The organism is Streptomyces sp. NPDC051907 (assembly GCF_040681075.1).
Lineage (GTDB): Bacteria > Actinomycetota > Actinomycetes > Streptomycetales > Streptomycetaceae > Streptomyces.
In genome coordinates this window covers 172,431-191,231 of the sequence record NZ_JBFAYB010000001.1, presented here as the reverse complement: position 1 = coordinate 191,231, position 18,801 = coordinate 172,431, and the positions used below count along the sequence as shown (strand labels likewise).

Here is an 18,801-nt window from a genome sequence, read left to right as displayed (position 1 = left end):
TCAGCTTCGGTTTGCGACCCTGAGCACATGCGTTTGTTGATCGTGGAGGACGAGAAGCGGCTCGCCCTGTCCCTCGCCAGGGGGCTGGAGGCCGAGGGGTACGCCGTGGACGTCGTCCACGACGGCCTGGAGGGGCTGCACCGGGCCGGCGAGGGCTCGTACGACCTGGTCGTCCTCGACATCATGCTTCCCGGCATGAACGGCTACCGCGTCTGCGGCGCCCTGCGGGCCGCCGGGCACGACGTGCCGATCCTGATGCTGACCGCCAAGGACGGGGAGTACGACGAGGCCGAGGGCCTCGACACCGGCGCCGACGACTACCTCACCAAGCCCTTCTCGTACGTCGTCCTGGTCGCCAGGATCAAGGCGCTGCTGCGCCGCCGCGGCCGTGCCGGCGCCTCGCCCGTGCTCGTCGTCGGGACGCTGCGCGTCGACACCGCCGCCCGTCGCGTCCACCGCGACGAGGACGAGGTCGCCCTCACCGCCAAGGAGTTCGCGGTCCTGGAGCAGCTCGCCGTCCGCGCCGGCGAGGTCGTCAGCAAGTCCGAGATCCTCGAGCACGTCTGGGACTTCGCCTACGACGGCGACCCGAACATCATCGAGGTCTACGTCAGCGCCCTGCGCCGCAAGCTCGGCCCCGCCCGCATCCAGACCGTGCGCGGCGCGGGCTACCGGCTGGTGGCCGCGTCATGAGATCCGTACGGGCCCGTGCCGCCCTCGGCGCCACCCTCGTCGTCGCCGTCGCGCTCGTCGCCGCCGGCCTCGCCGTTCTCCTCGTCCTGCGCTCCAACCTCATCGACCAGGCCGACCTCCAGGCCGAGGTCACCGCCCAGGACCTGGCCTCCCAGTTCGCCCTCGACGTGCCGGCGGACAAGCTGGAGCTGCCGGACTCCGACGACGAGCGTCCCGTTCAGATCGTCGACGAGGACGGGCGGGTGCTCGCCGTCAGCGACCAGCTGGAGGCGATCTCCGGGACCGGCAGCCGGAGCGTGGCGCCGCAGCGGCCGAGTCCCTCGGCGGGCGGCGCCGGCCCGGTCGCCGGCCAGGACGACGCGCCCGCCGACGGCGCCTCCACCGACGACGACGCCGCCGACGCCGCTGAGGACGACCCCGACGACGACACCCCCGACCCCGGCCGCGGCGAGGTCTCCTCCGACGACCCCCGTTTCACCTCCGGCGCGGCCACCGTCGACGGCGAGCGCGCCGACTACCGGTTCGCCGCGGTCAAGGCGACGAACCGGGCCCAGCAGACCGTCACCGTCTACGCCGGCGCGCCCCTGACCACCGAGCAGGACGCCGTAGGGACGGTCCGCGACGCGATGCTCGTCGGATTCCCGCTGCTGATCGTCGTGGTCGGCTCCGTCACCTGGCTGGTCACCCGGCGCGCCCTCAAGCCCGTCGAGGGCATCCGCAGCGAGATGGCGGCCATCACCGCCTCCGAGGACCTCACGCGCCGCGTCCCCGAGCCGGACTCGCGCGACGAGGTGGCCAGGCTCGCCCGTACGACCAACGAGACGCTCTCCGCGCTCGAGGCCTCCGTCGAGCGCCAGCGGCGCTTCGTCGCGGACGCCTCCCACGAGCTGCGCAGCCCCATCGCCTCGCTGCGCACCCAGCTCGAAGTGGGCGCCGCCCACCCGGAGCTGCTGGACGTGCCGGGCGCGGTGGCCGACACCGTACGGCTCCAGCAGCTCGCCGCGGATCTGCTGCTGCTGGCGCGGCTGGACGCGGGGGAGCGGCCGGGGCGGTCGCGGCTCGACCTCGCCGCCCTCGTCCGCGAGGAGGTCTCCCAGCGGACCGGGGACCGCGTCCCGGCGAGCGTCGACGCCGTTGAGGGACTCGAGGCGGAGGGCTCGCGCGGGCAGCTGACGCGGGTGCTGGGCAATCTCCTGGACAACGCGCAGCGCCACGCGCGCGAGGCGGTGGCGGTGTCCGTACGCCGGGACGGCGACCGTGTGGTGCTGGCGGTCGCGGACGACGGCGACGGCGTTCCGGAGGACGAGCGCGAGAGGATCTTCGAGCGGTTCGTGCGCCTCGACGACGCGCGTGCTCGGGACGACGGCGGCGCGGGGCTGGGGCTCGCCATCGCCCGGGACGTGGCTCGGCGGCACGGCGGCACGCTCACGGTCGGCCGTTCCCCGGCCGGCGGGGCGCTCTTCGAACTCGCCCTGCCGGCCGCCGCGTCGTAGTCGGGCAGCCGGAAGCACGCAGCCGGCGGCCAGTGGTGCGGCCCGGAGCCGCCCCGGTCAGACCTTGCCCCGCCGGCCCCTCAGGTGCTCCGCCACCGGGGACAGCGACTCGCGCAGGTCGGCCAGCGCCTCGGGGGAGAGCATGTCGATGAAGTGCTTGCGCACCGAGGCGACATGGTGCGGCGCGACCTTCTCCATCGTCTCCGTGCCGTGCTCGGTCAGGACCGCGTACAGCCCCCGTCGGTCCGACTCGCAGTTCTCCCGGCGGACCAGGCCCGCGTTCTCCATGCGGGTGATCTGATGGGAGAGCCGGCTCTTGGACTGCAGCGTCGCCGCGGCGAGGTCGCTCATCCGCATGCGCCGGTCCTGCGACTCGGAGAGATTGACCAGGATCTCGTAGTCGTTGTTGGTCAGGCCGAACGGCTGGAGGTCCTTCTCCATCTGATAGGTCAGCAGCCTGTTGACGTCCAGATACGTGCGCCAGGCGCACTGCTCGTCATCGGTCAGCCAGCGGGTGGCCGTCTCGGTCTCCATATATGGATTCTACCTAAGAAGTTGAAAGACGGACGAAGTCGGGGGTGTGACGCCCCGAACAAGGGTGCAGGCGTTCGACGTCACACTCCGCAGACTACCGCTCACAGGCCGAAGCGACGCTGGAGGTCCCCCAGCTGCCCGGGAAGACGCGTCGAGGAACCCTGCTGACCTGGGCTTCCGTGGCCGCCGTGGCCACCGGGAACGCCCGGCTGATGGGGCGTCGCGCCCGTCGCCTGCTCGGCCATCAGCGCCTCGGTCGACTGGAGCAGCACCGTCCCCGCCCCCACGAACTCGAACTGGTGCTCCTCGCCGGACGCCCCGCCGATCCCCGTCAGCTGGCGCAGACCGCCCATCACGCCCGTCATATAGCCGTGGTCGTAGTGGTGGCAGGGCGAGGGGCAGTCCGCCCAGCCCACCAGGGCCTGCGGGTCCACCCGGATCGGCGGCTCCATGAAGACCACCGGGCCGTTGGACGCGGCCACGAACTTGCCCGTGCCGATCAGCGTCAGGAACCCCGGCACGATCGACTGCTTGAGCGCCAGCGTGGGCTCGTACGCCAGGAGGTTCCCGGACCGGATCGACAGGTTCCCGTCTTCCAGGTCGTAGGAGTTGACGTCGAACGCCCGGTCCGCGAGGAGCATCTTGCCGCTGCCCTCCGCGACCACCCAGTCGCTCGCGTGCAGCGGAGAGTGGAACGAGCTGCGCATCAGACGGTCGAGGCGGCCGTGGCCGATGCCCTGGAAGTCGATCTGCCCGTAGTAGGCGATCATCTTCCCCTTCTGCAGGAACCACTGGCTCGACTTGAGCTCCACGCAGAAGGTGTACGGATTGACGTTGTCGTCGGACGGGAGCGTATGAGGGTCGAAGACCACAGGACCGGTCACAGCTTCTCCTCCGACGCCTGGACGTACACCACACCGCTGCCGCTGAGCTCCAGCTGGAACGCCTCGCCCGAGCCGCGCCCCACCATGTCGCGCCAGCCGAGCGCGGTGGAGAGCTTGTTCCGTACGTCTCCGCGGTGCGCGACGTACGCCTGCGGGTCGACGTGGACCGCCCGCCCCGGGGCGATCGGCAGCTCGATCACTCCGCCGTGCGCCATGACCGCGACCGCGCCATGGCCCTTCAACGTGGTCGTGAACAGGCCCTGGCCCGTCACCTGGCCGCGCACCATGCCCATGACCCCGCCCTGCGAGCCCATGAACATCGTGCCCTGCTCCAGCGTGCCGTCGAAGGCCAGCAGCCGGTCGGCCTCGACGTACAGCGTGTCGCCGGCGAGGTCGACCACCTGGATGTGATGGCCGCCGTGGCCGAACATCACGGTGCCGGTCCCCTCCACCGTCATCAGCGGGGTCGCCTCGTCGGCCACCCGCCGCCCGATCATCGACATCAGGCCGCCCTGGCCGCCCGCCATGTTCGGGGTGAAGGAGACGGCGCCCTTGTACGCGAGCATCGCGCCGCGCTGGCTGAACATCTTCTGGCCGGGGACGATCGTCGCCTCGACCATCCGGGTGTTGATCTCACGGAACGGCATCAGACCTCGCCCCCGACGGTGTTCCGCTCGCTCGGCTGGACGTACACCAGACCGTCGCCCTCGAAGCGGATCTGGAACGCCTCGCCCGAGCCCTCGCCGATGAGCGTGCGGAAGTTCACGCCGGACTGGAAGTGCTGCTGGAGGCTGCCCTGGTGGGCGATGTACGCGCCCGGGTCGACCGAGAGCGGGTACTGCGGGGTGACGCGCAGCACGACGGCCTGTCCGTCGGACATGATCGCCGCCTGGCCGGAGCCCTCGACAGTGGTGGTGAACAGGCCGTTGCCCGTCGCCCCGCCGCGCAGCCCGGTGAAGGTCGTGCCGGTGCGCAGACCCCCGTCGGTGCAGAGCAGGTTGCTCGCCTCGACGTAGAGCTTGTCGCCGTGCAGGGTCACCAGATTGATCTCGGACGCGCGGTCGGCGAAGTAGCAGGTGCCCTGCCCCTTCACCTCCATCATGGTCATCTGCTCGCCGGTCAGACGGCGGGTGACCATCCCGCGGATGCCCTCACCGCCGCCGGACATCTTCTTGAAGGCCATCTGGCCGTCGTAGGCGACCATCGAGCCGTTCTTCGCTTTGACGGCGTCGCCGGTCATGTCGACGGCGAGCACCTTGCTGCCTTGGAGTCGGAACGTTGCCACGGGGCGACGTTAGCCGGTGGCTCCGCGCCGGAACAGAGGCCTCGGCAAGGATCAGGACCCTGATAAAAGGGAGGCAAAGTCGGACTGCCACAATGGGCCGACAGCTTGTGCATGCATTCACAAGATCGAACCCCCTCCCACCGAAGGTGCTTCCGTGGACATCAAGACCGCCTCGTCCCTCCACCGCCTCCGTCTGGTCTCCGCGCCGGAGGCCGTCTCGTTCCTCCTGCTGCTGGTCTGCTCGGTGCTCAAGCGCACCACGGAGTTCAACGCGGTCCCGGTGATGGGCGCCGTCCACGGCGTGCTGTTCATCCTGTACGTCCTGTTCTGGCTGGACGCCTGGAACAAGACCAAGTGGGACCTGAAGACCGCCGCGCTCTACTTCGCCCTCTCCGTCCTGCCGTTCGGCGGCTTCGTCGCCGAGCGCAAGCTCAAGCGCGAGGCCGAGGACGCGGTGATCGCCTCCCGCGCCCGCCGCGAGGGCAAGATCGAGGACAAGGTCGTCGACGCGTGATCGTCGCCTTCTCCGTCACCCCGCTCGGCGTGGGCGAGGACGTCGGGGAGTACATCGCCGACGCCGTGCGCGTCGTGCGCGAGTCGGGTCTGCCCAACCGCACGGACGCGATGTTCACGTCCATCGAGGGCGGGTGGGACGAGTGCATGGACGTCGTCAAGCGGGCCGTCGCCGCGGTCGAGGCCCGGGCCCCGCGCGTCTCCGTCGTGCTCAAGGCGGACATCCGCCCGGGCGTCAGCGACGGTCTGACGTCGAAGGTCGAGACGGTCGAGCGCCACCTCGCCGGCTGAGGACTGAGCGCCACCTCGCCGGCTGAGGACCGAAGCGAGCGCCACCTCGCCGAGTGAGGGCCCGAGTCGGGGGTCGCCCCGCCGACTGAGGACCCGCCGAGCCGCGCCTCGCTGACTCTGCCGAGGGTCGTCGGGCGTCGGGCCGGTCGCCGGTCGTCGGTCGGCGCCTACGCGGGACCCGGCTGCGACACCGCCAGCGCGATCCCCAGCGGCGTGCGCTCGTACAGCACCTGGTGGCCGTGGCGGCGCGCGGTGAGCAGACCCGCGTCGCGCAGCACGGCCAGATGCGCGGAAACCGACGACGGCGCCAGGCCGAGCTGATGCGCGAGGGCGGTGGTGCCCGCCGGCTCGTCGAGCGCGAGGAGCACGGCCGCCCGTCTGTCCCCGAGCAGCCGGGCCAGCGCCTCGGGCGGGCTGCCGGCCGGCTCGGCCCACAGCGCGCCGATGCCCCGCGCGGGGTACGCCACCGTGGGCTGCCACGGCGGCTCGAAGCCGGTGACGATGTCGGGCCAGCAGAAGACGCTGGGCAGCAGCATCAGGCCCTGGCCGTCCAGCCGGCGTACATGGTCGCCGCGGGTGGCCAGGGTGAGTGTGCGGTCGGACCAGCGCAGCCGGGGATGGAGATCGGCGAACAGGCCCTCCAGGCCAGAGCGCGCCAGCCGCCGGGTGTGGAAGGCCACGTCGGCTTCGAGAAGCGCCCGCAGCCGCGGCCACTCCGGCTCGACGAGGGTGTGCCAGGCCAACTCCACGGTGTCGGCGAGCTCCCGCACCGCCCGGGCGGGATCGGCGACGAACGCCCTCCCCTGCGGCGAGTCGGCCGCCCCCGGAGTGTCCGAGAGCGACCAGGCCATGTCCTGGCGGGCGACCTCCGGATCCACGCCGCGTACGGCCGCGATCTCGTCCTCGAAGGAGGCTGCGGGCCCGATGGGCGGCGGCCCGAGGAAGTCCGGCGCGTGGCCGCGAGCGGGCATCAGCAGCCACAGCCCGGTGAGGTCGAGCCCGCGGGCCGCCTCCCTGATCCGCCGCAGCCACGGCAGGTGGTACCCGTGCCGGTCGGGCCGCTTGAGCGTCCGGACGGCCTCCTGGGTCTCCCACAGCGGGGACACGGCGAACCGGATGCGCAGGAGGTCGGCTTCGCCGAAGTGCATATGGGACGGCATGGGGGCCTCGGGAGATTCGGCTGGAGCCGAAAGTCTAGGGGCGGGGGAGCGCGGTGGGCAGGGTGTTGCGCATGCCCGAGGAGACGACGTCCGGCCCGGGGCCCCGCCCCACCGCGCCCTTTTTCCCTGCCCCGACCCCTTCCCCCGACCCGCCCCTTTCCCCCTCCGCGCCCCCTTCCCCCGACCCGCTCGCTGCCCCGCCCGCTACACCCGTCCCGCCCGCTTCCTCCGCCCCGCCCCTTCCCCTCGACGACCGAGGCGGGCGCGGCTACCGCGCGGTGTTCCGCGTACGGGAGTTCCGCGCCGTCTTCGCCGCCCACCTCATGTCGCTCCTCGGGGTGGTCGTCAGCGAGATCGCGCTCACCGTCCTCGTCTACCGGCTGACCGGCTCGCCGCTGCTCAGCGCGCTCGCCTTCGCCGTGGGCTTCCTGCCGTACGTCCTCGGCGGCGTCCTGCTCGCCGGCGTCGCCGACCGGTACCCGGCCCGGCGGGTGCTCGTCGGGTGCGACCTGGTGTGCGGCGCGTGCGCGGCGGTGATGGCGGCGCCCGGGACGCCCGTCGCCGTCCTGCTGGCGATGCGGTGCTGCATCGCCGCCGTCGCGCCCGTCTTCAACGGCACCCGCACCGCGACCCTCGCCGACGTCCTCGGCGACGGCGACCTCTTCGTCCTCGGCCGCTCCCTTCTGCGCATCGTGTCGCAGACCGCCGTGCTCTGTGGATTCGCGCTCGGCGGCCTGCTGCTCGCCGTCGTCCCTCCCCGCGGCGCCCTCTCCGTCACGGTGGCCACGTTCCTGGGCTCGGCCCTGCTCCTGCGCCTCGGCACCCGGCGCCGCCCCGCCCGCGGCGGAGGGAGCGGATCCCTGCTGCCGGCCTCCCTGGCGGCGACCCGCCGCGTCCTGGGCGACCGCCGGCTGCGCGTGCTGATGCTCTTGTTCTGGGCGCCGCCGCTGTTCATCGTCGCCCCCGAGGCCCTCGCCGCCCCCTACGCCGCCCAGGCGGGCATCGGCTCCGTCGGCCTCGGCCTCCTGATGTGCGCGCCGGCCCTCGGCGCCATCGCCGGAGAGCTGTACGCGGGCTCCGCCCTCAGCCCCGCCGCCCGCTCCCGCATCGTCCTCCCGCTCGCGGCGCTCACCCTCCTCCCGCTCACCGTCTACGCCTGCACGCCCGGCCTGCTCCCCGCGCTGATCGCGCTCGTCCTCGCCGGCGCCGGGTCCGCGTACACCCTCGGTCTGGACGCCTGGCTCATCGAGGAGATCCCCGAGGAGGTCCGGGGCAGCGCCATGACCGTCCTGACCGCCGGGCTGATGACGATCCAGGGAGTGGGCATGGCCCTGGCCGGTCTTGCCGCGGAGTTCTACGCCGTGAGCACGGTCGTCGCCGGGGCCGGCGCGATCGGGACCCTGGCCTGCCTGGCGCTGGTCGCCGAGGCCAGGAGGACCGAAGTGCGAGACGGGGCTGACCGCCATATGACCAGTGGGTAGGGTCGTGCCGTGCCGAAGCCGCTCAGCCTTCCCTTCGACCCCATCGCCCGAGCCGACGAGCTCTGGCAGCAGCGATGGGGACCCGTGCCCTCGATGGCCGCGATCACCTCGATCATGCGCGCGCACCAGATCCTCCTCGCCGAGGTGGACGCGGTCGTCAAGCCGTACGGCCTGACCTTCGCGCGGTACGAGGCGCTGGTGCTGCTGACCTTCTCCAAGGCCGGCGAGCTGCCGATGTCCAAGATCGGCGAGCGGCTCATGGTCCACCCGACCTCGGTGACCAACACGGTGGACCGCCTCGTGCGCTCCGGCCTGGTCGCCAAGCGGCCCAACCCGAACGACGGGCGGGGCACCCTCGCCTCCATCACCGACAAGGGCCGGGAGGTCGTCGAGGCGGCCACCCGCGAGCTGATGGAGATGGACTTCGGGCTCGGCGCGTACGACGAGGAGGAGTGCGCGGAGATCTTCGCGATGCTGCGCCCGCTGCGGGTCTCCGCGCAGGACTTCGACGAGAAATAGCCCACACCGGCCGGACGCGCGGAGAGGCCGCTCACCCCTCATTTGCCCGGAGTGCGCCGGACTCTCCCGTTTTCGGGTGATCGCGTAGGCGTCCTCCCCGCCTCCGGGGCGATTTTCCGGGCGGCTACGCTCGTCGGCATGAACCAATCCGTGCTGACCCGCTACCGGGCGATGGCGTACGTCACCGCCGCATGGCTGCTCGTCTTCACCGCGGCGATCGTCGCGAAGTACGTCTTCCACGTCGGCGACACCATGCTGATCTCGCAGATCCACGGTGTGCTGTTCATCGTCTACGTGATCTTCGCCTTCGATCTGGGATCCAAGGCGAAATGGCCGTTCGGCAAGCTGCTGTGGGTGCTGGCCGCGGGCTGCATCCCCTTCGCCTCCTTCTTCGTCGAACCCAAGATCACCCGCGAGACGCGCGCGCTGATCGCGGGCGACGGAGCGACGGCCACGGCCGAGGTCTAGCACGGCCAAAACCGCCGCGAGTCATGCTCGCGGCGGTTTGCCATCGACATTTACTAGGACGTCCTAGTAAATTTGAAGCATGGACGCTGACGCGATCGAGGAAGGCCGCCGACGCTGGCAGGCCCGCTATGACAAGGCCCGCACGCGAGACGCGGACTTCACCACGCTCTCCGGAGACCCGGTCGAGCCGGTCTACGGGCCCCGGCCCGGCGACGCGTACGAGGGCTTCGAGCGGATCGGGTGGCCGGGGGAGTACCCCTTCACCCGCGGGCTCTACCCCACCGGCTACCGCGGCCGCACCTGGACCATCCGCCAGTTCGCCGGCTTCGGCAACGCCGAGCAGACGAACGAGCGCTACAAGATGATCCTCGCCAACGGCGGCGGCGGTCTGAGCGTGGCCTTCGACATGCCCACCCTCATGGGCCGCGACTCCGACGACCCGCGCTCGCTCGGCGAGGTCGGGCACTGCGGTGTGGCCATCGACTCCGCCGCCGACATGGAGGTCCTCTTCAAGGACATCCCGCTCGGCGACGTCACGACGTCGATGACGATCAGCGGCCCGGCCGTCCCGGTCTTCTGCATGTACCTGGTCGCCGCCGAGCGCCAGGGCATCGACCCGGGCGTCCTCAACGGCACGCTGCAGACCGACATCTTCAAGGAGTACATCGCGCAGAAGGAGTGGCTCTTCCAGCCCGAGCCGCACCTGCGCCTCATCGGCGACCTGATGGAGCACTGCGCGCAGGGCATCCCCGCGTACAAGCCCCTGTCGGTCTCCGGCTACCACATCCGCGAGGCGGGCGCGACGGCCGCGCAGGAGCTCGCGTACACCCTCGCCGACGGCTTCGGATACGTGGAGCTCGGCCTCTCCCGCGGTCTGGACGTCGACACCTTCGCGCCCGGACTGTCCTTCTTCTTCGACGCCCACCTCGACTTCTTCGAGGAGATCGCCAAGTTCCGCGCCGCGCGCCGGATCTGGGCCCGCTGGATGAAGGAGGTGTACGGCGCGCAGACGGACAAGGCCCAGTGGCTCCGCTTCCACACCCAGACCGCAGGCGTCTCCCTCACCGCGCAGCAGCCGTACAACAACGTCGTGCGCACCGCCGTCGAAGCCCTCTCCGCGGTCCTCGGCGGCACCAACTCCCTGCACACCAACGCCCTCGACGAGACCCTCGCCCTGCCCAGCGAGCAGGCCGCCGAGATCGCGCTGCGCACCCAGCAGGTGCTGATGGAGGAGACCGGCGTCGCCAACGTCGCCGACCCGCTGGGCGGCTCGTGGTACGTCGAGCAGCTCACCGACCGCATCGAGGCCGACGCCGAGAAGATCTTCGACCAGATCAAGGAGCGCGGTCTGCGCGCCCACCCGGACGGAAAGCACCCGATCGGCCCCATCACCTCGGGCATTCTGCGCGGGATCGAGGACGGCTGGTTCACCGGCGAGATCGCCGAGTCCGCCTTCCGCTACCAGCAGTCCCTGGAGAAGGGCGACAAGCGGGTCGTCGGCGTCAACGTCCACCACGGCTCGGTCACCGGCGACCTGGAGATCCTCCGGGTCAGCCACGAGGTCGAGTGGGAGCAGGTCCGGGTGCTCGGCGAGCGCAAGGGCAAGCGCGACGACGCGCGCGTCAAGGCGTCGCTGGAGGCGATGCTGACCGCGGCCCGCGACGGCTCGAACATGATCGGGCCGATGCTGGACGCGGTCCGCGCCGAGGCGACGCTGGGCGAGATCTGCAACGTGCTCAGGGACGAGTGGGGCACCTACACCGAGCCGCCCGGCTTCTGATCGAGCGAGCAGTATCTGAGAGCGAGCGCGGTCGGCGGCTAGCCGGCCGCGCTCGTGTCCGTCTCCGGGGGCAGGGTCAGACGGAAGAGCGCGCCGCCGCCCTGCGCCCCCTCCGCGGCGAGCTCCGCGCCGTGGGCGCGGGCGATCTGCCGCGCCATGGCCAGACCCAGCCCCGAGCCGGGCAGGGCGCGCGCCGACTCGGCCCGGTAGAAGCGGTCGAAGACATACGGCAGGTCCTCCTCGGCGATGCCCGCGCCGTGGTCCCGTACCGTCAGCTCGCCCGTCGTCAGCGCGACCTCGACGGCCGTGCCCGCCGGGCTGAACTTCGCGGCGTTATCCAGCAGATTGGTCAGCAGCCGCGACAGCCGCGAGGGCACCCCGGGGAAGGCCAGGCGCGCCGCGGCGTCCTCGACGTACAGCGTGAACTCGGTCCCCGGCCAGTGGGCGCGCGCCGCCTCGACGCAGTGCTCGACCAGCGGCGCCAGGCGCACCTCCTCGAGCAGCGGATGCGGCTCCTCGTCCCGGGCCAGCTCGATCAGGTCGTTGACCATGCCGGTCACCTCGCGCAGCTGCCGGGCCAGGGCCCCCGACGCCCGCTCGCGCTGCGCCTCGGTGAGGCGGTCGGCGCGGGCGAGCAGCTCGGCGTTGGTGCGCAGCGCCGTCAGGGGCGTACGCAGCTCATGGGAGGCGTCCGCGACCAGCCGCCGCTGGGCGGCGACGGACTGCTCCAGCTCGCCGAGCATCGTGTTGAACGCGGCCCCCAGCCGGGTCACCTCGTCCTCCCGGCCGGGCGGGCCCGCCGGGAGCTCGATGCGGTGGCGGGGGTCCCGGGTCGCGGCGATGCGCTCCGCCGTGGCCGTCAGACGGGCGACGGGGGCCAGGCCGGTACGGGAGACCCAGTAGCCGAGCCCGGCCGCCAGCAGCACGCCCGCGCCGCTCGCCCCGGCGAGCAGCCAGGCCGCCTGGCGCACGCCCTTCTCCACGGTGTCCGCGCGCAGGGCGACCTGGAGCGCCCTGCCCTCGCCGAAATCGGTGGTCAGCATCCGGGCGGGACGCCCGAACAGCTCGACGTTGGTGAAGTACGGCGCCCGCTCGTCCGCGGCGACCTCGCGCACGGGGGCGGACACCGGCAGGAGATAGGGCCGCGCCGGGTCGTCGGCCGGATCGGCGGGAACGATCTGCGCACACGCGGGGGCCGACAGGAACCGGCACTCGCCGGCGACGATCCCGGGCCCCTCGTCCCGGTTCTGCTGGGTCACCAGCGTCGCCGACTGCGTCAGATTCAGATCGAGCTGGTGGTAGAGCTCGTACCGGATGACGAGGAAGGCGCCGGCGCTGATGCCGACGGCCACGAGGGCGACGGCCGCCGACGCGGCCAGGGCCAGCCGGGTCCGCAGCGGCCGGTGGCGGCGCCACGGGCCGCCGAGCCGCCGACGGGCGCTCACGGCAGGTCCAGGCGGTAGCCGACGCCGTGCACCGTGTGGACCAGCCGCGGCTCGCCCGCCGCCTCCAGCTTGCGGCGCAGATAGCCGACGTACACCGCCAGCGAGTTGGAGTCCGGCCCGAAGTCCCGGCCCCACACCAGCTCCAGGATCAGCTCCCGGGGCAGCACCTGGCCCGGATGCCGCAGCAGCAGCTCCAGCAGCGCGAACTCCGTGCGGCTGAACTCCAGGGGGCGGCCCGCCCGTCGGCCCGTACGGGTCAGCGGATCGACGCTCAGATCGGCGAAGGACAGCTCGCCCGACTCCTCCTGCGCGGGCGCCGCCCGGCGCAGCAGCGCCCGCACCCGGGCCGTCAGCTCGTCCAGCGCGAACGGCTTGACCAGATAGTCGTCGGCCCCCGCGTCCAGCCCGTCGACCCGCTCGCTCACCGAGTCCAGCGCGGTCAGGACGAGCACCGGCGTACGGTCGTCCATCCCCCGCAGCCGGCGGCAGAAGCCCAGCCCGTCCAGCACCGGCATCATCACGTCGACGACGATCGCGTCCGGCTGCCAGGAGGCGACCTCGGACAGCGCGGCCAGCCCGTCGCCCGCGCCCCGGACCTCGTAGCCCTCCACCGCCAGACCGTCCTCGACGGCCGCCCGCACCTCCGGCTCGTCGTCGACGACCAGGATCTTCTTCGAGGGCTTCATGGCGCCAAGCCTGCCAAAGAGAGGTCTTAGAACCCTCTTAGGGCGTTTCGCGAGCGTGGCCGCCATGCGCACCCCACTCTCTGTCGTGATCGGCGCCGGCGGCACCGGCGGCCACATCTACCCCGGACTCGCCCTCGCCGACGCCCTGCGCCGCGCCGCCCCGGGCGCCGTCGTCTCCTTCGTCGGAACCACCCGCGGCCTGGAGGGCGAGCTGATCCCCGCCGCCGGCTACCGCCTCCACACCGTCGACATGATCCCCTTCGACCCCGCACTCGGCCCCAAGCGCTATCTGCTGCCCGCCGCGCTGCTCAGGTCCGGCGCGCAGTGCCGCGCGATCCTGCGCGGACAGCGGGCCCAGATCGCCGTCGGCATGGGCGGCTACCCCAGCGCGCCCGTCATCGTCGGCGCGCGGCTGGCCGGGCTGCCCAGCGTGATCCACGAGTCCAACGCCGTGCCGGGGCGGGCCAACCAGTTCGCCGCCCGCCTCACCCCGCACATAGCCGTCGCCTTCGACCGCAGCCGCGCCCACCTCGCCGGCGGCGAGGACGCCCTCACCACGGGCATGCCGATCGCCTCCGCCCTCGCCCGCCTCGACCGCCCCGGCCTGCGCGCCGAGGCCCGGCGCGCCCTGTCCGTGCCCGAGGGCGCCCGGCTCGTCCTGTTCAACGGCGGCAGCCTGGGCGCGGCCCGCCTCACCGAGGCCGCCGTCGGGCTCGCCGAGCGCTGGCGCGAGCGCACGGACGTGCATCTGCTCGTCAAGACCGGGCCCGCGGCCCTGGAGGAGACCCGGCGACGGCTCGCCCGCTCGCCCGTCGCCCGGGCGGTGCCCTACCTCGACCGGATGGACCTCGCGTACGCGGCCGCCGACCTGGTCGTCTGCCGGGCGGGCGCCGCGACTGTCGCCGAACTCGCCGTCGTCGGCGTGCCCGCCGTCCTCGTGCCGTACCCGCACGCCCCCGGCGACCACCAGACCCATAACGCCCGGGTCCTCTCCGACGCGGGCGCGGGCCTGCTCCTGCCCGACGCGGAGACCACCGCCGACCGCCTCGCCGCGCTCGTCGAGCCGCTGCTCGCTGACCCGGCGCGGCTCGCCGCGATGAGCGGCGCGGCCGACCCGGGCCCGCACGCCCACGCCGCCGACCTGCTGGCGGCCCGTGTCCTCGAACTCGCCTCGCACACCAAGGAGTACGCAGCATGACCACCACGCACAGCACCACGACCACGGCCCACGACAACACCGTCGCCGAAGGGCTGGACTGGCGCGGCCGCACCGTCCTGGTCACCGGCGCCGAGGGCTTCATCGGCTCGACCCTCGTCGACCTCCTCGTCGAACGCGGCGCGCGCGTCCGCGCGCTGGTGCACTACAAGCCGTACGCCGAGAAGGGCCATCTCGCCCACCGCATGGGCGAGATCGAGATGCTCGCGGGCGACGTACGCGACCCGGGCCGCGTCATGGACGCCGTCGAGGGCTGCGACACCGTCTTCCATCTCGCCGCGCTGATCGGCATCCCCTACAGCTACGACTCGCCCGGCGCCTACGTCCAGACCAACGTCGTCGGCACCGAGAACATCGCCGAGGCCTGCCGCCGCCACTCGGTGCGCCGGCTCGTCCACACCTCCACCAGCGAGGTCTACGGCACCGCCCTGACCGTCCCCATCGGCGAGGACCACCCGCTCCAGCCCCAGTCGCCGTACTCCGCGTCGAAGATCGGCGCGGACATGATGGCGCTGTCGCACTGGCACGCCTTCGAGCTGCCCGTGACGGTCGTACGCCCCTTCAACACCTACGGCCCCCGGCAGTCCGCACGCGCGGTCATCCCGACGATCCTCGCCCAACTCCACTCCGGAGCACGGCAGATCAAGCTCGGCTCGCTCACCCCGACCCGCGACTTCACCTATGTCACGGACACCGCGCGCGGCTTCCTGGCCCTCGCCGGGTGCGACCGGGCGATCGGCGAGAGCGTCAACCTCGGGACGGGACGCGAGATCGCGATCGGGGACCTGGCGCAGGCGCTGATCACGGCGTCGGGGCGGGACGCCGAGGTGGTCGTCGACCCGACGCGGCTGCGCCCGGCGGGCAGCGAGGTGGAGCGCCTGCTCTCGGACAACTCCCGGGCCCGCGCGTGGGCCTCGTGGAAGCCGGAGGTCTCGCTGGAGGAGGGGCTGAAGCGTACGTCGGACTGGATCGAGCGCCATCTGCACCTGTTCGCGGCGGACCGCTACCAGGTCTGAGCGGGGTCTGAGCGGTCTGAGCCGACGACCGGGTTGAACCGGCAGCCGGGAGCTGGACCGACCCGGCAACCGGGTCTGATCCCGCAGCCGACAGCCGACAGCCGACTGCCGACAGCCGAGTCTGCATCGCCCCCCGCCCCGAACCGGCTTCAGCCCTGAAGGGACGCGAGCCCCGACACCAGCAGCAGCGTGAAGCGGCGCGCCCACTCCGCGTCCACCGGCTCCGCGCTCACCAGCGCCCGGTGCACGACCGCGCCCGCCACCACATCGAAGATCAGGTCCGTGTTGCGGGCTGCCTCGCCGGGGTCCGCCTCGTAGGGCAGCTCGCCACGGGCCTGGGCGCGTTCGCGTCCCTCCAGCACCAGCCGCTTCTGCCGGTCGACGATCGCCGAGCGGATCCGTCCGCGCAGCGCGTCGTCCCGCGTCGACTCGGCGACCACAGCCATCAGCGCGGTCTTGGCCTCCGGCCGGTCGAGGAGCGAGGCGAACTGGAGCACCACGCCCTCCACATCGGCGAGCAGGCTGCCGCGGTCGGGCAGCTCGAGCTCGTCGAAGAGGACGGCGACGGCGTCCACGACGAGCTCGTTCTTGTTCGCCCAGCGGCGGTAGAGGGTCGTCTTGGCGACCCCGGCGCGGGTGGCCACGTCCCCCATCGACAGCTTCGACCAGCCCAGCTCGACGAGCGCGTCACGGGTCGCCGTGAGGATCGCGGCGTCGGCCTCGACGCTGCGCGGTCGTCCGGTACGACCGGTACGTGCTGCTTTGGACTGGGTCTCGCTGGGCATGACGGCGACCATACCGGCCGGTAGGCGATCTGCCGCGGTCATCCGCTGTGAGGCAGTTCACGGCAGAAGCCCGTACGCGGATCGGCGCGGACAGTTACGCTACGACCTGTAGCGAAAGCCATGACGGCTGAGCGACGACCACAGAGCAGACAGGCGCACGGTGGGGACCCTGCGCCGAAGTTCAGCATCGCTTTTCACATGCGCGCGCGGAAGGGGGAGGATGTACTCATGCAGCCTAGGAACATGTCCATGAGCGGCGTCGTCGACCTCGCCGCGGTGAAGGCGGCCGGCGAGGCCAAGGCGAAGGCGGAGCAGGCCCGTGCCGAGTCCGCGCGCCAGGGCGGCGGCGGAGCCGTATCGCCCTCCAGCCTGGTGATCGACGTCGATGAGGCGGCCTTCGAGAGCAGTGTCCTGCAGCAGTCCGCCGAGGTCCCGGTCGTCATCGACTTCTGGGCCGAGTGGTGTGAGCCCTGCAAGCAGCTGGGCCCGCTGCTGGAGCGACTCGCGCAGGAGTACAACGGCCGCTTCGTGCTGGCCAAGATCGACGTCGACGCCAACCAGATGTTGATGCAGCAGTTCGGGATCCAGGGGATCCCGGCCGTCTTCGCGGTGGTGGCCGGCCAGGCGCTGCCGCTCTTCCAGGGCGCGGCCCCGGAGGCGCAGATCCGCCAGACCCTGGACGAGCTGATCCGGGTGGGCGAGGAGCGCTTCGGCCTGACCGGCCTGAAGATCGACCAGGACGCGGCCGGCGGCGCGGAGCAGGCCCCGGCGGCGCCCGAGGGCCCGTACGACGCGCTGCTGGAGGCGGCGGTGCAGGCGCTGGACGCGGGCGACTTCGGCGGCGCGGTCCAGGCGTACAAGAACGTCCTGTCGGACGACCCGGGCAACACCGAGGCGAAGCTGGGCCTGGCCCAGGCCGAACTGCTGAGCCGCGTGCAGGGCATGGACCCGGCGAAGGTGCGCCAGGAGGCCGCCGACAAGCCGGCCGACGTACCGGCGCAGATCTCCGCCGCGGACCTGGACCTGGTCGGCGGACATGTGGAGGACGCGTTCGGCCGGCTCGTGGAGACGGTCCGGCGCACGGCGGGCGAGGACCGCGACGCGGCGCGGGTGCGTCTGCTGGAGCTCTTCGAGGTCGTCGGACCCGACGATCCCAGGGTGACGGCGGCGCGTTCGGCGCTGGCGCGCGTGCTGTTCTGACTCTTCGGTAACGAACGCGCCGTTCTGGCCGATTTGCGGCGGCGACGTCCTGTGACGTCGCCGCCGTTTTGGCGACACAGTGACAAAGTGCGGCACCGCTTTACCAAAACTTGGCAAACGGATGCGCTGTTACTCGTAGTAAATCAACGCGTGTGTTCTGTCCGCTTATTAGCGGCAATCTCCCCTTCTAGCGCACGCCCTGACCCCACCCTGCGTGCCCACCCGACATCGCCTCGCAGTGGTGCGGTTATCAGGCCGTTACTAGCGAGTAACGAACCCCCTTGTGTAGCGGCCTGGAATGGACCACGATCGGCGACGCTCGGTCCAATACCGCACCAGTCCGGCCACCAGTCGTGCCGCGGGAGCTTGGGTCCCCACCGAGTGGGCCGGCGGTCAGGTGCGCCGGTCGCGGACAGGGGGGTTCCTGCTGAACGGCAGGGCCTGTCCGGCAGGTTGTGCGTGATATGCGTCAGGCGCGACCAGTGGTTGTCGCTCGGGGGTGATCGCCGGTGTTTCGGACGCGGTAAGCGCCTGAAAGTACGGGCGCTCTCCTTCCCGAGGACGTAGCACTTCTCCCATCCCAGGCCGGGCCCACGCGTCCGGACCGGAGATGTACGTCCGAGAAGGAGGAAAGTCATGGAGTCTGTGGCTCGTGGCGGAACCAGATGGAAGCGGTTCGCCCTTGTCATGGTGCCGAGTGTGGCCGCAACGGCCGCGATAGGCATCGGTCTGGCACAGGGCGCGCTCGCCGCGTCGTTCGCTGTGTCCGGCCAGGAGTTTAAGGTCACCGCGGGATACCTCGACGGCCATGGGTTCGCCCAGTACGGCGGCGTCGACATGGGGTACAAGGACCTCAAGGGTGACGAGAAGGTCGCGCACCCGGTCGCGGTCTCGACCTTCAAGAACGCCACGATCAAGGACATGTGCCAGTCGGTCGTCACCGACGTGCCGTTCGTCGGGAAGATCACCCTTCAGCTGAAGGCCGGCGAGGGCAAGAAGGAGGTGCAGGCGTCCAACCTGTACCTCGATGTGTCCGAGCTCGAGGGCGACGCCAAGTTCACGAACATCGACATCGGCGTCGCTGCCAAGGACACGGACAACCCTGCGGGCGGCCCCGGGCCTGCCGGCAAGGGTCCTGCGGTCAAGGACACGTCCATCCTTCCCAACGGCTTCGCTCAGCAGGCTGACAGGGCCGAGCTGACCGGCGTCAAGCAGAAGGCGTGGGCGACCACGGCCGGCACGTTCTCTCTCGGCGGCCTGAAGATGAAGCTGCTCAAGGGTGACGGCCCCAAGGCCGAGTGCTACTGACGGTAGCTCCGTCCGGGCGGGTGGGGACAGCTGACACAGCTCTG

At 71.8% G+C, this 18,801-nt stretch carries 20 protein-coding genes; 12 read left to right on the top strand and 8 right to left on the bottom strand.

The genetic code is table 11. The annotated features are described in order from the left end of the window. The first annotated feature begins 27 nt into the window (after positions 1–27). Positions 28–693: a response regulator transcription factor gene (locus AB0M39_RS00770; protein ID WP_365358624.1), complete on the top strand. Its 666-nt coding sequence runs from the start codon at positions 28–30 to the stop codon at positions 691–693. After that, on the top strand, positions 690–2,186 hold the full coding sequence (locus AB0M39_RS00765) for a HAMP domain-containing sensor histidine kinase (RefSeq protein ID WP_365358622.1): 1,497 nt from the start codon (positions 690–692) through the stop codon (positions 2,184–2,186). The genes AB0M39_RS00770 and AB0M39_RS00765 overlap by 4 nt, the downstream gene beginning before the upstream one ends. 57 nt (positions 2,187–2,243) lie before the next feature. Here the strand turns inward: AB0M39_RS00765 and AB0M39_RS00760 are convergent, their stop codons facing one another. The 4 genes from AB0M39_RS00760 to AB0M39_RS00745 form a co-directional block, all read right to left on the bottom strand. Then, on the bottom strand, positions 2,244–2,720 hold the full coding sequence (locus tag AB0M39_RS00760) for a MarR family transcriptional regulator (protein WP_365358620.1): 477 nt from the start codon (positions 2,718–2,720) through the stop codon (positions 2,244–2,246). A gap of 101 nt (positions 2,721–2,821) precedes the next feature. Further along, positions 2,822–3,604 (bottom strand): AIM24 family protein, encoded by a 783-nt coding sequence (locus tag AB0M39_RS00755; RefSeq protein WP_365358618.1) that lies wholly within the window; start codon positions 3,602–3,604, stop codon positions 2,822–2,824. Next, on the bottom strand, positions 3,601–4,251 hold the full coding sequence (locus AB0M39_RS00750; RefSeq protein WP_365358616.1) for an AIM24 family protein: 651 nt from the start codon (positions 4,249–4,251) through the stop codon (positions 3,601–3,603). The genes AB0M39_RS00755 and AB0M39_RS00750 overlap by 4 nt, the downstream gene beginning before the upstream one ends. Then, on the bottom strand, positions 4,251–4,889 hold the full coding sequence (locus AB0M39_RS00745; protein WP_365358614.1) for an AIM24 family protein: 639 nt from the start codon (positions 4,887–4,889) through the stop codon (positions 4,251–4,253). The genes AB0M39_RS00750 and AB0M39_RS00745 overlap by 1 nt, the downstream gene beginning before the upstream one ends. Positions 4,890–5,043: 154 nt before the next feature. Between AB0M39_RS00745 and AB0M39_RS00740 the strand changes: the two genes are divergently transcribed. Together AB0M39_RS00740 and AB0M39_RS00735 are read left to right on the top strand one after the other, a co-directional pair. Continuing rightward, on the top strand, positions 5,044–5,403 hold the full coding sequence (locus tag AB0M39_RS00740; protein WP_365358612.1) for a DUF3817 domain-containing protein: 360 nt from the start codon (positions 5,044–5,046) through the stop codon (positions 5,401–5,403). Next, positions 5,400–5,693, top strand: a complete 294-nt coding sequence (locus AB0M39_RS00735; RefSeq protein ID WP_365358610.1) for an MTH1187 family thiamine-binding protein — start codon at positions 5,400–5,402, stop codon at positions 5,691–5,693. Before AB0M39_RS00740 ends, AB0M39_RS00735 begins: the two co-directional genes overlap by 4 nt. Positions 5,694–5,860: 167 nt before the next feature. Here the strand turns inward: AB0M39_RS00735 and AB0M39_RS00730 are convergent, their stop codons facing one another. Continuing rightward, positions 5,861–6,853 (bottom strand): DUF5937 family protein, encoded by a 993-nt coding sequence (locus tag AB0M39_RS00730; RefSeq protein WP_365358608.1) that lies wholly within the window; start codon positions 6,851–6,853, stop codon positions 5,861–5,863. Between the two features lie 71 nt (positions 6,854–6,924). Here AB0M39_RS00730 and AB0M39_RS00725 point away from each other — a divergent pair, with 71 nt between their 5' ends. The 4 genes from AB0M39_RS00725 to AB0M39_RS00710 all read left to right on the top strand — a co-directional run bounded on the left by AB0M39_RS00725 (position 6,925) and on the right by AB0M39_RS00710 (position 11,101). Further along, positions 6,925–8,334, top strand: a complete 1,410-nt coding sequence (locus AB0M39_RS00725) for an MFS transporter (RefSeq protein WP_365358606.1) — start codon at positions 6,925–6,927, stop codon at positions 8,332–8,334. 9 nt (positions 8,335–8,343) lie between these two features. Beyond that, entirely contained in the window at positions 8,344–8,853 is a 510-nt protein-coding gene (locus AB0M39_RS00720; RefSeq protein ID WP_365358604.1) for a MarR family transcriptional regulator, read from the top strand. A 138-nt stretch (positions 8,854–8,991) separates the two neighbouring features. Then, entirely contained in the window at positions 8,992–9,321 is a 330-nt protein-coding gene (locus tag AB0M39_RS00715; protein ID WP_365358602.1) for a DUF3817 domain-containing protein, read from the top strand. A gap of 79 nt (positions 9,322–9,400) precedes the next feature. Next, positions 9,401–11,101 carry a methylmalonyl-CoA mutase family protein gene (locus AB0M39_RS00710; RefSeq protein ID WP_365358600.1) on the top strand — a complete coding sequence of 567 codons (1,701 nt, stop codon included), beginning with the start codon at positions 9,401–9,403 and terminating at the stop codon, positions 11,099–11,101. Between the two features lie 38 nt (positions 11,102–11,139). On the opposite strand, the gene AB0M39_RS00705 is transcribed toward AB0M39_RS00710, so the two are convergent. After that, positions 11,140–12,546 carry a HAMP domain-containing sensor histidine kinase gene (locus tag AB0M39_RS00705; RefSeq protein ID WP_365358598.1) on the bottom strand — a complete coding sequence of 469 codons (1,407 nt, stop codon included), beginning with the start codon at positions 12,544–12,546 and terminating at the stop codon, positions 11,140–11,142. Then, positions 12,543–13,232 (bottom strand): response regulator transcription factor, encoded by a 690-nt coding sequence (locus AB0M39_RS00700; protein ID WP_365358596.1) that lies wholly within the window; start codon positions 13,230–13,232, stop codon positions 12,543–12,545. Before AB0M39_RS00700 ends, AB0M39_RS00705 begins: the two co-directional genes overlap by 4 nt. 64 nt (positions 13,233–13,296) lie before the next feature. On the opposite strand from AB0M39_RS00700, the gene AB0M39_RS00695 reads away from it, so the two are divergent. Together AB0M39_RS00695 and AB0M39_RS00690 are read left to right on the top strand one after the other, a co-directional pair. Next, positions 13,297–14,430, top strand: coding sequence for a UDP-N-acetylglucosamine--N-acetylmuramyl-(pentapeptide) pyrophosphoryl-undecaprenol N-acetylglucosamine transferase (locus AB0M39_RS00695; protein ID WP_365358594.1), 1,134 nt, complete (start codon positions 13,297–13,299; stop codon positions 14,428–14,430). After that, a complete protein-coding gene (locus tag AB0M39_RS00690; RefSeq protein WP_365358592.1) occupies positions 14,427–15,464 on the top strand; it encodes a GDP-mannose 4,6-dehydratase in 1,038 nt (345 codons plus the stop codon). The genes AB0M39_RS00695 and AB0M39_RS00690 overlap by 4 nt, the downstream gene beginning before the upstream one ends. A 149-nt stretch (positions 15,465–15,613) precedes the next feature. Here AB0M39_RS00690 and AB0M39_RS00685 read toward each other — a convergent pair whose 3' ends face one another. Further along, positions 15,614–16,249 carry a TetR/AcrR family transcriptional regulator gene (locus AB0M39_RS00685; protein ID WP_365358590.1) on the bottom strand — a complete coding sequence of 212 codons (636 nt, stop codon included), beginning with the start codon at positions 16,247–16,249 and terminating at the stop codon, positions 15,614–15,616. Between the two features lie 228 nt (positions 16,250–16,477). On the opposite strand from AB0M39_RS00685, the gene AB0M39_RS00680 reads away from it, so the two are divergent. Both AB0M39_RS00680 and AB0M39_RS00675 read left to right on the top strand, forming a co-directional pair. Further along, positions 16,478–17,449, top strand: coding sequence for a tetratricopeptide repeat protein (locus AB0M39_RS00680; RefSeq protein WP_365358588.1), 972 nt, complete (start codon positions 16,478–16,480; stop codon positions 17,447–17,449). A 636-nt stretch (positions 17,450–18,085) separates the two neighbouring features. Beyond that, positions 18,086–18,757: a DUF6230 family protein gene (locus AB0M39_RS00675; protein WP_365358586.1), complete on the top strand. Its 672-nt coding sequence runs from the start codon at positions 18,086–18,088 to the stop codon at positions 18,755–18,757. Positions 18,758–18,801 lie beyond the last annotated feature (44 nt).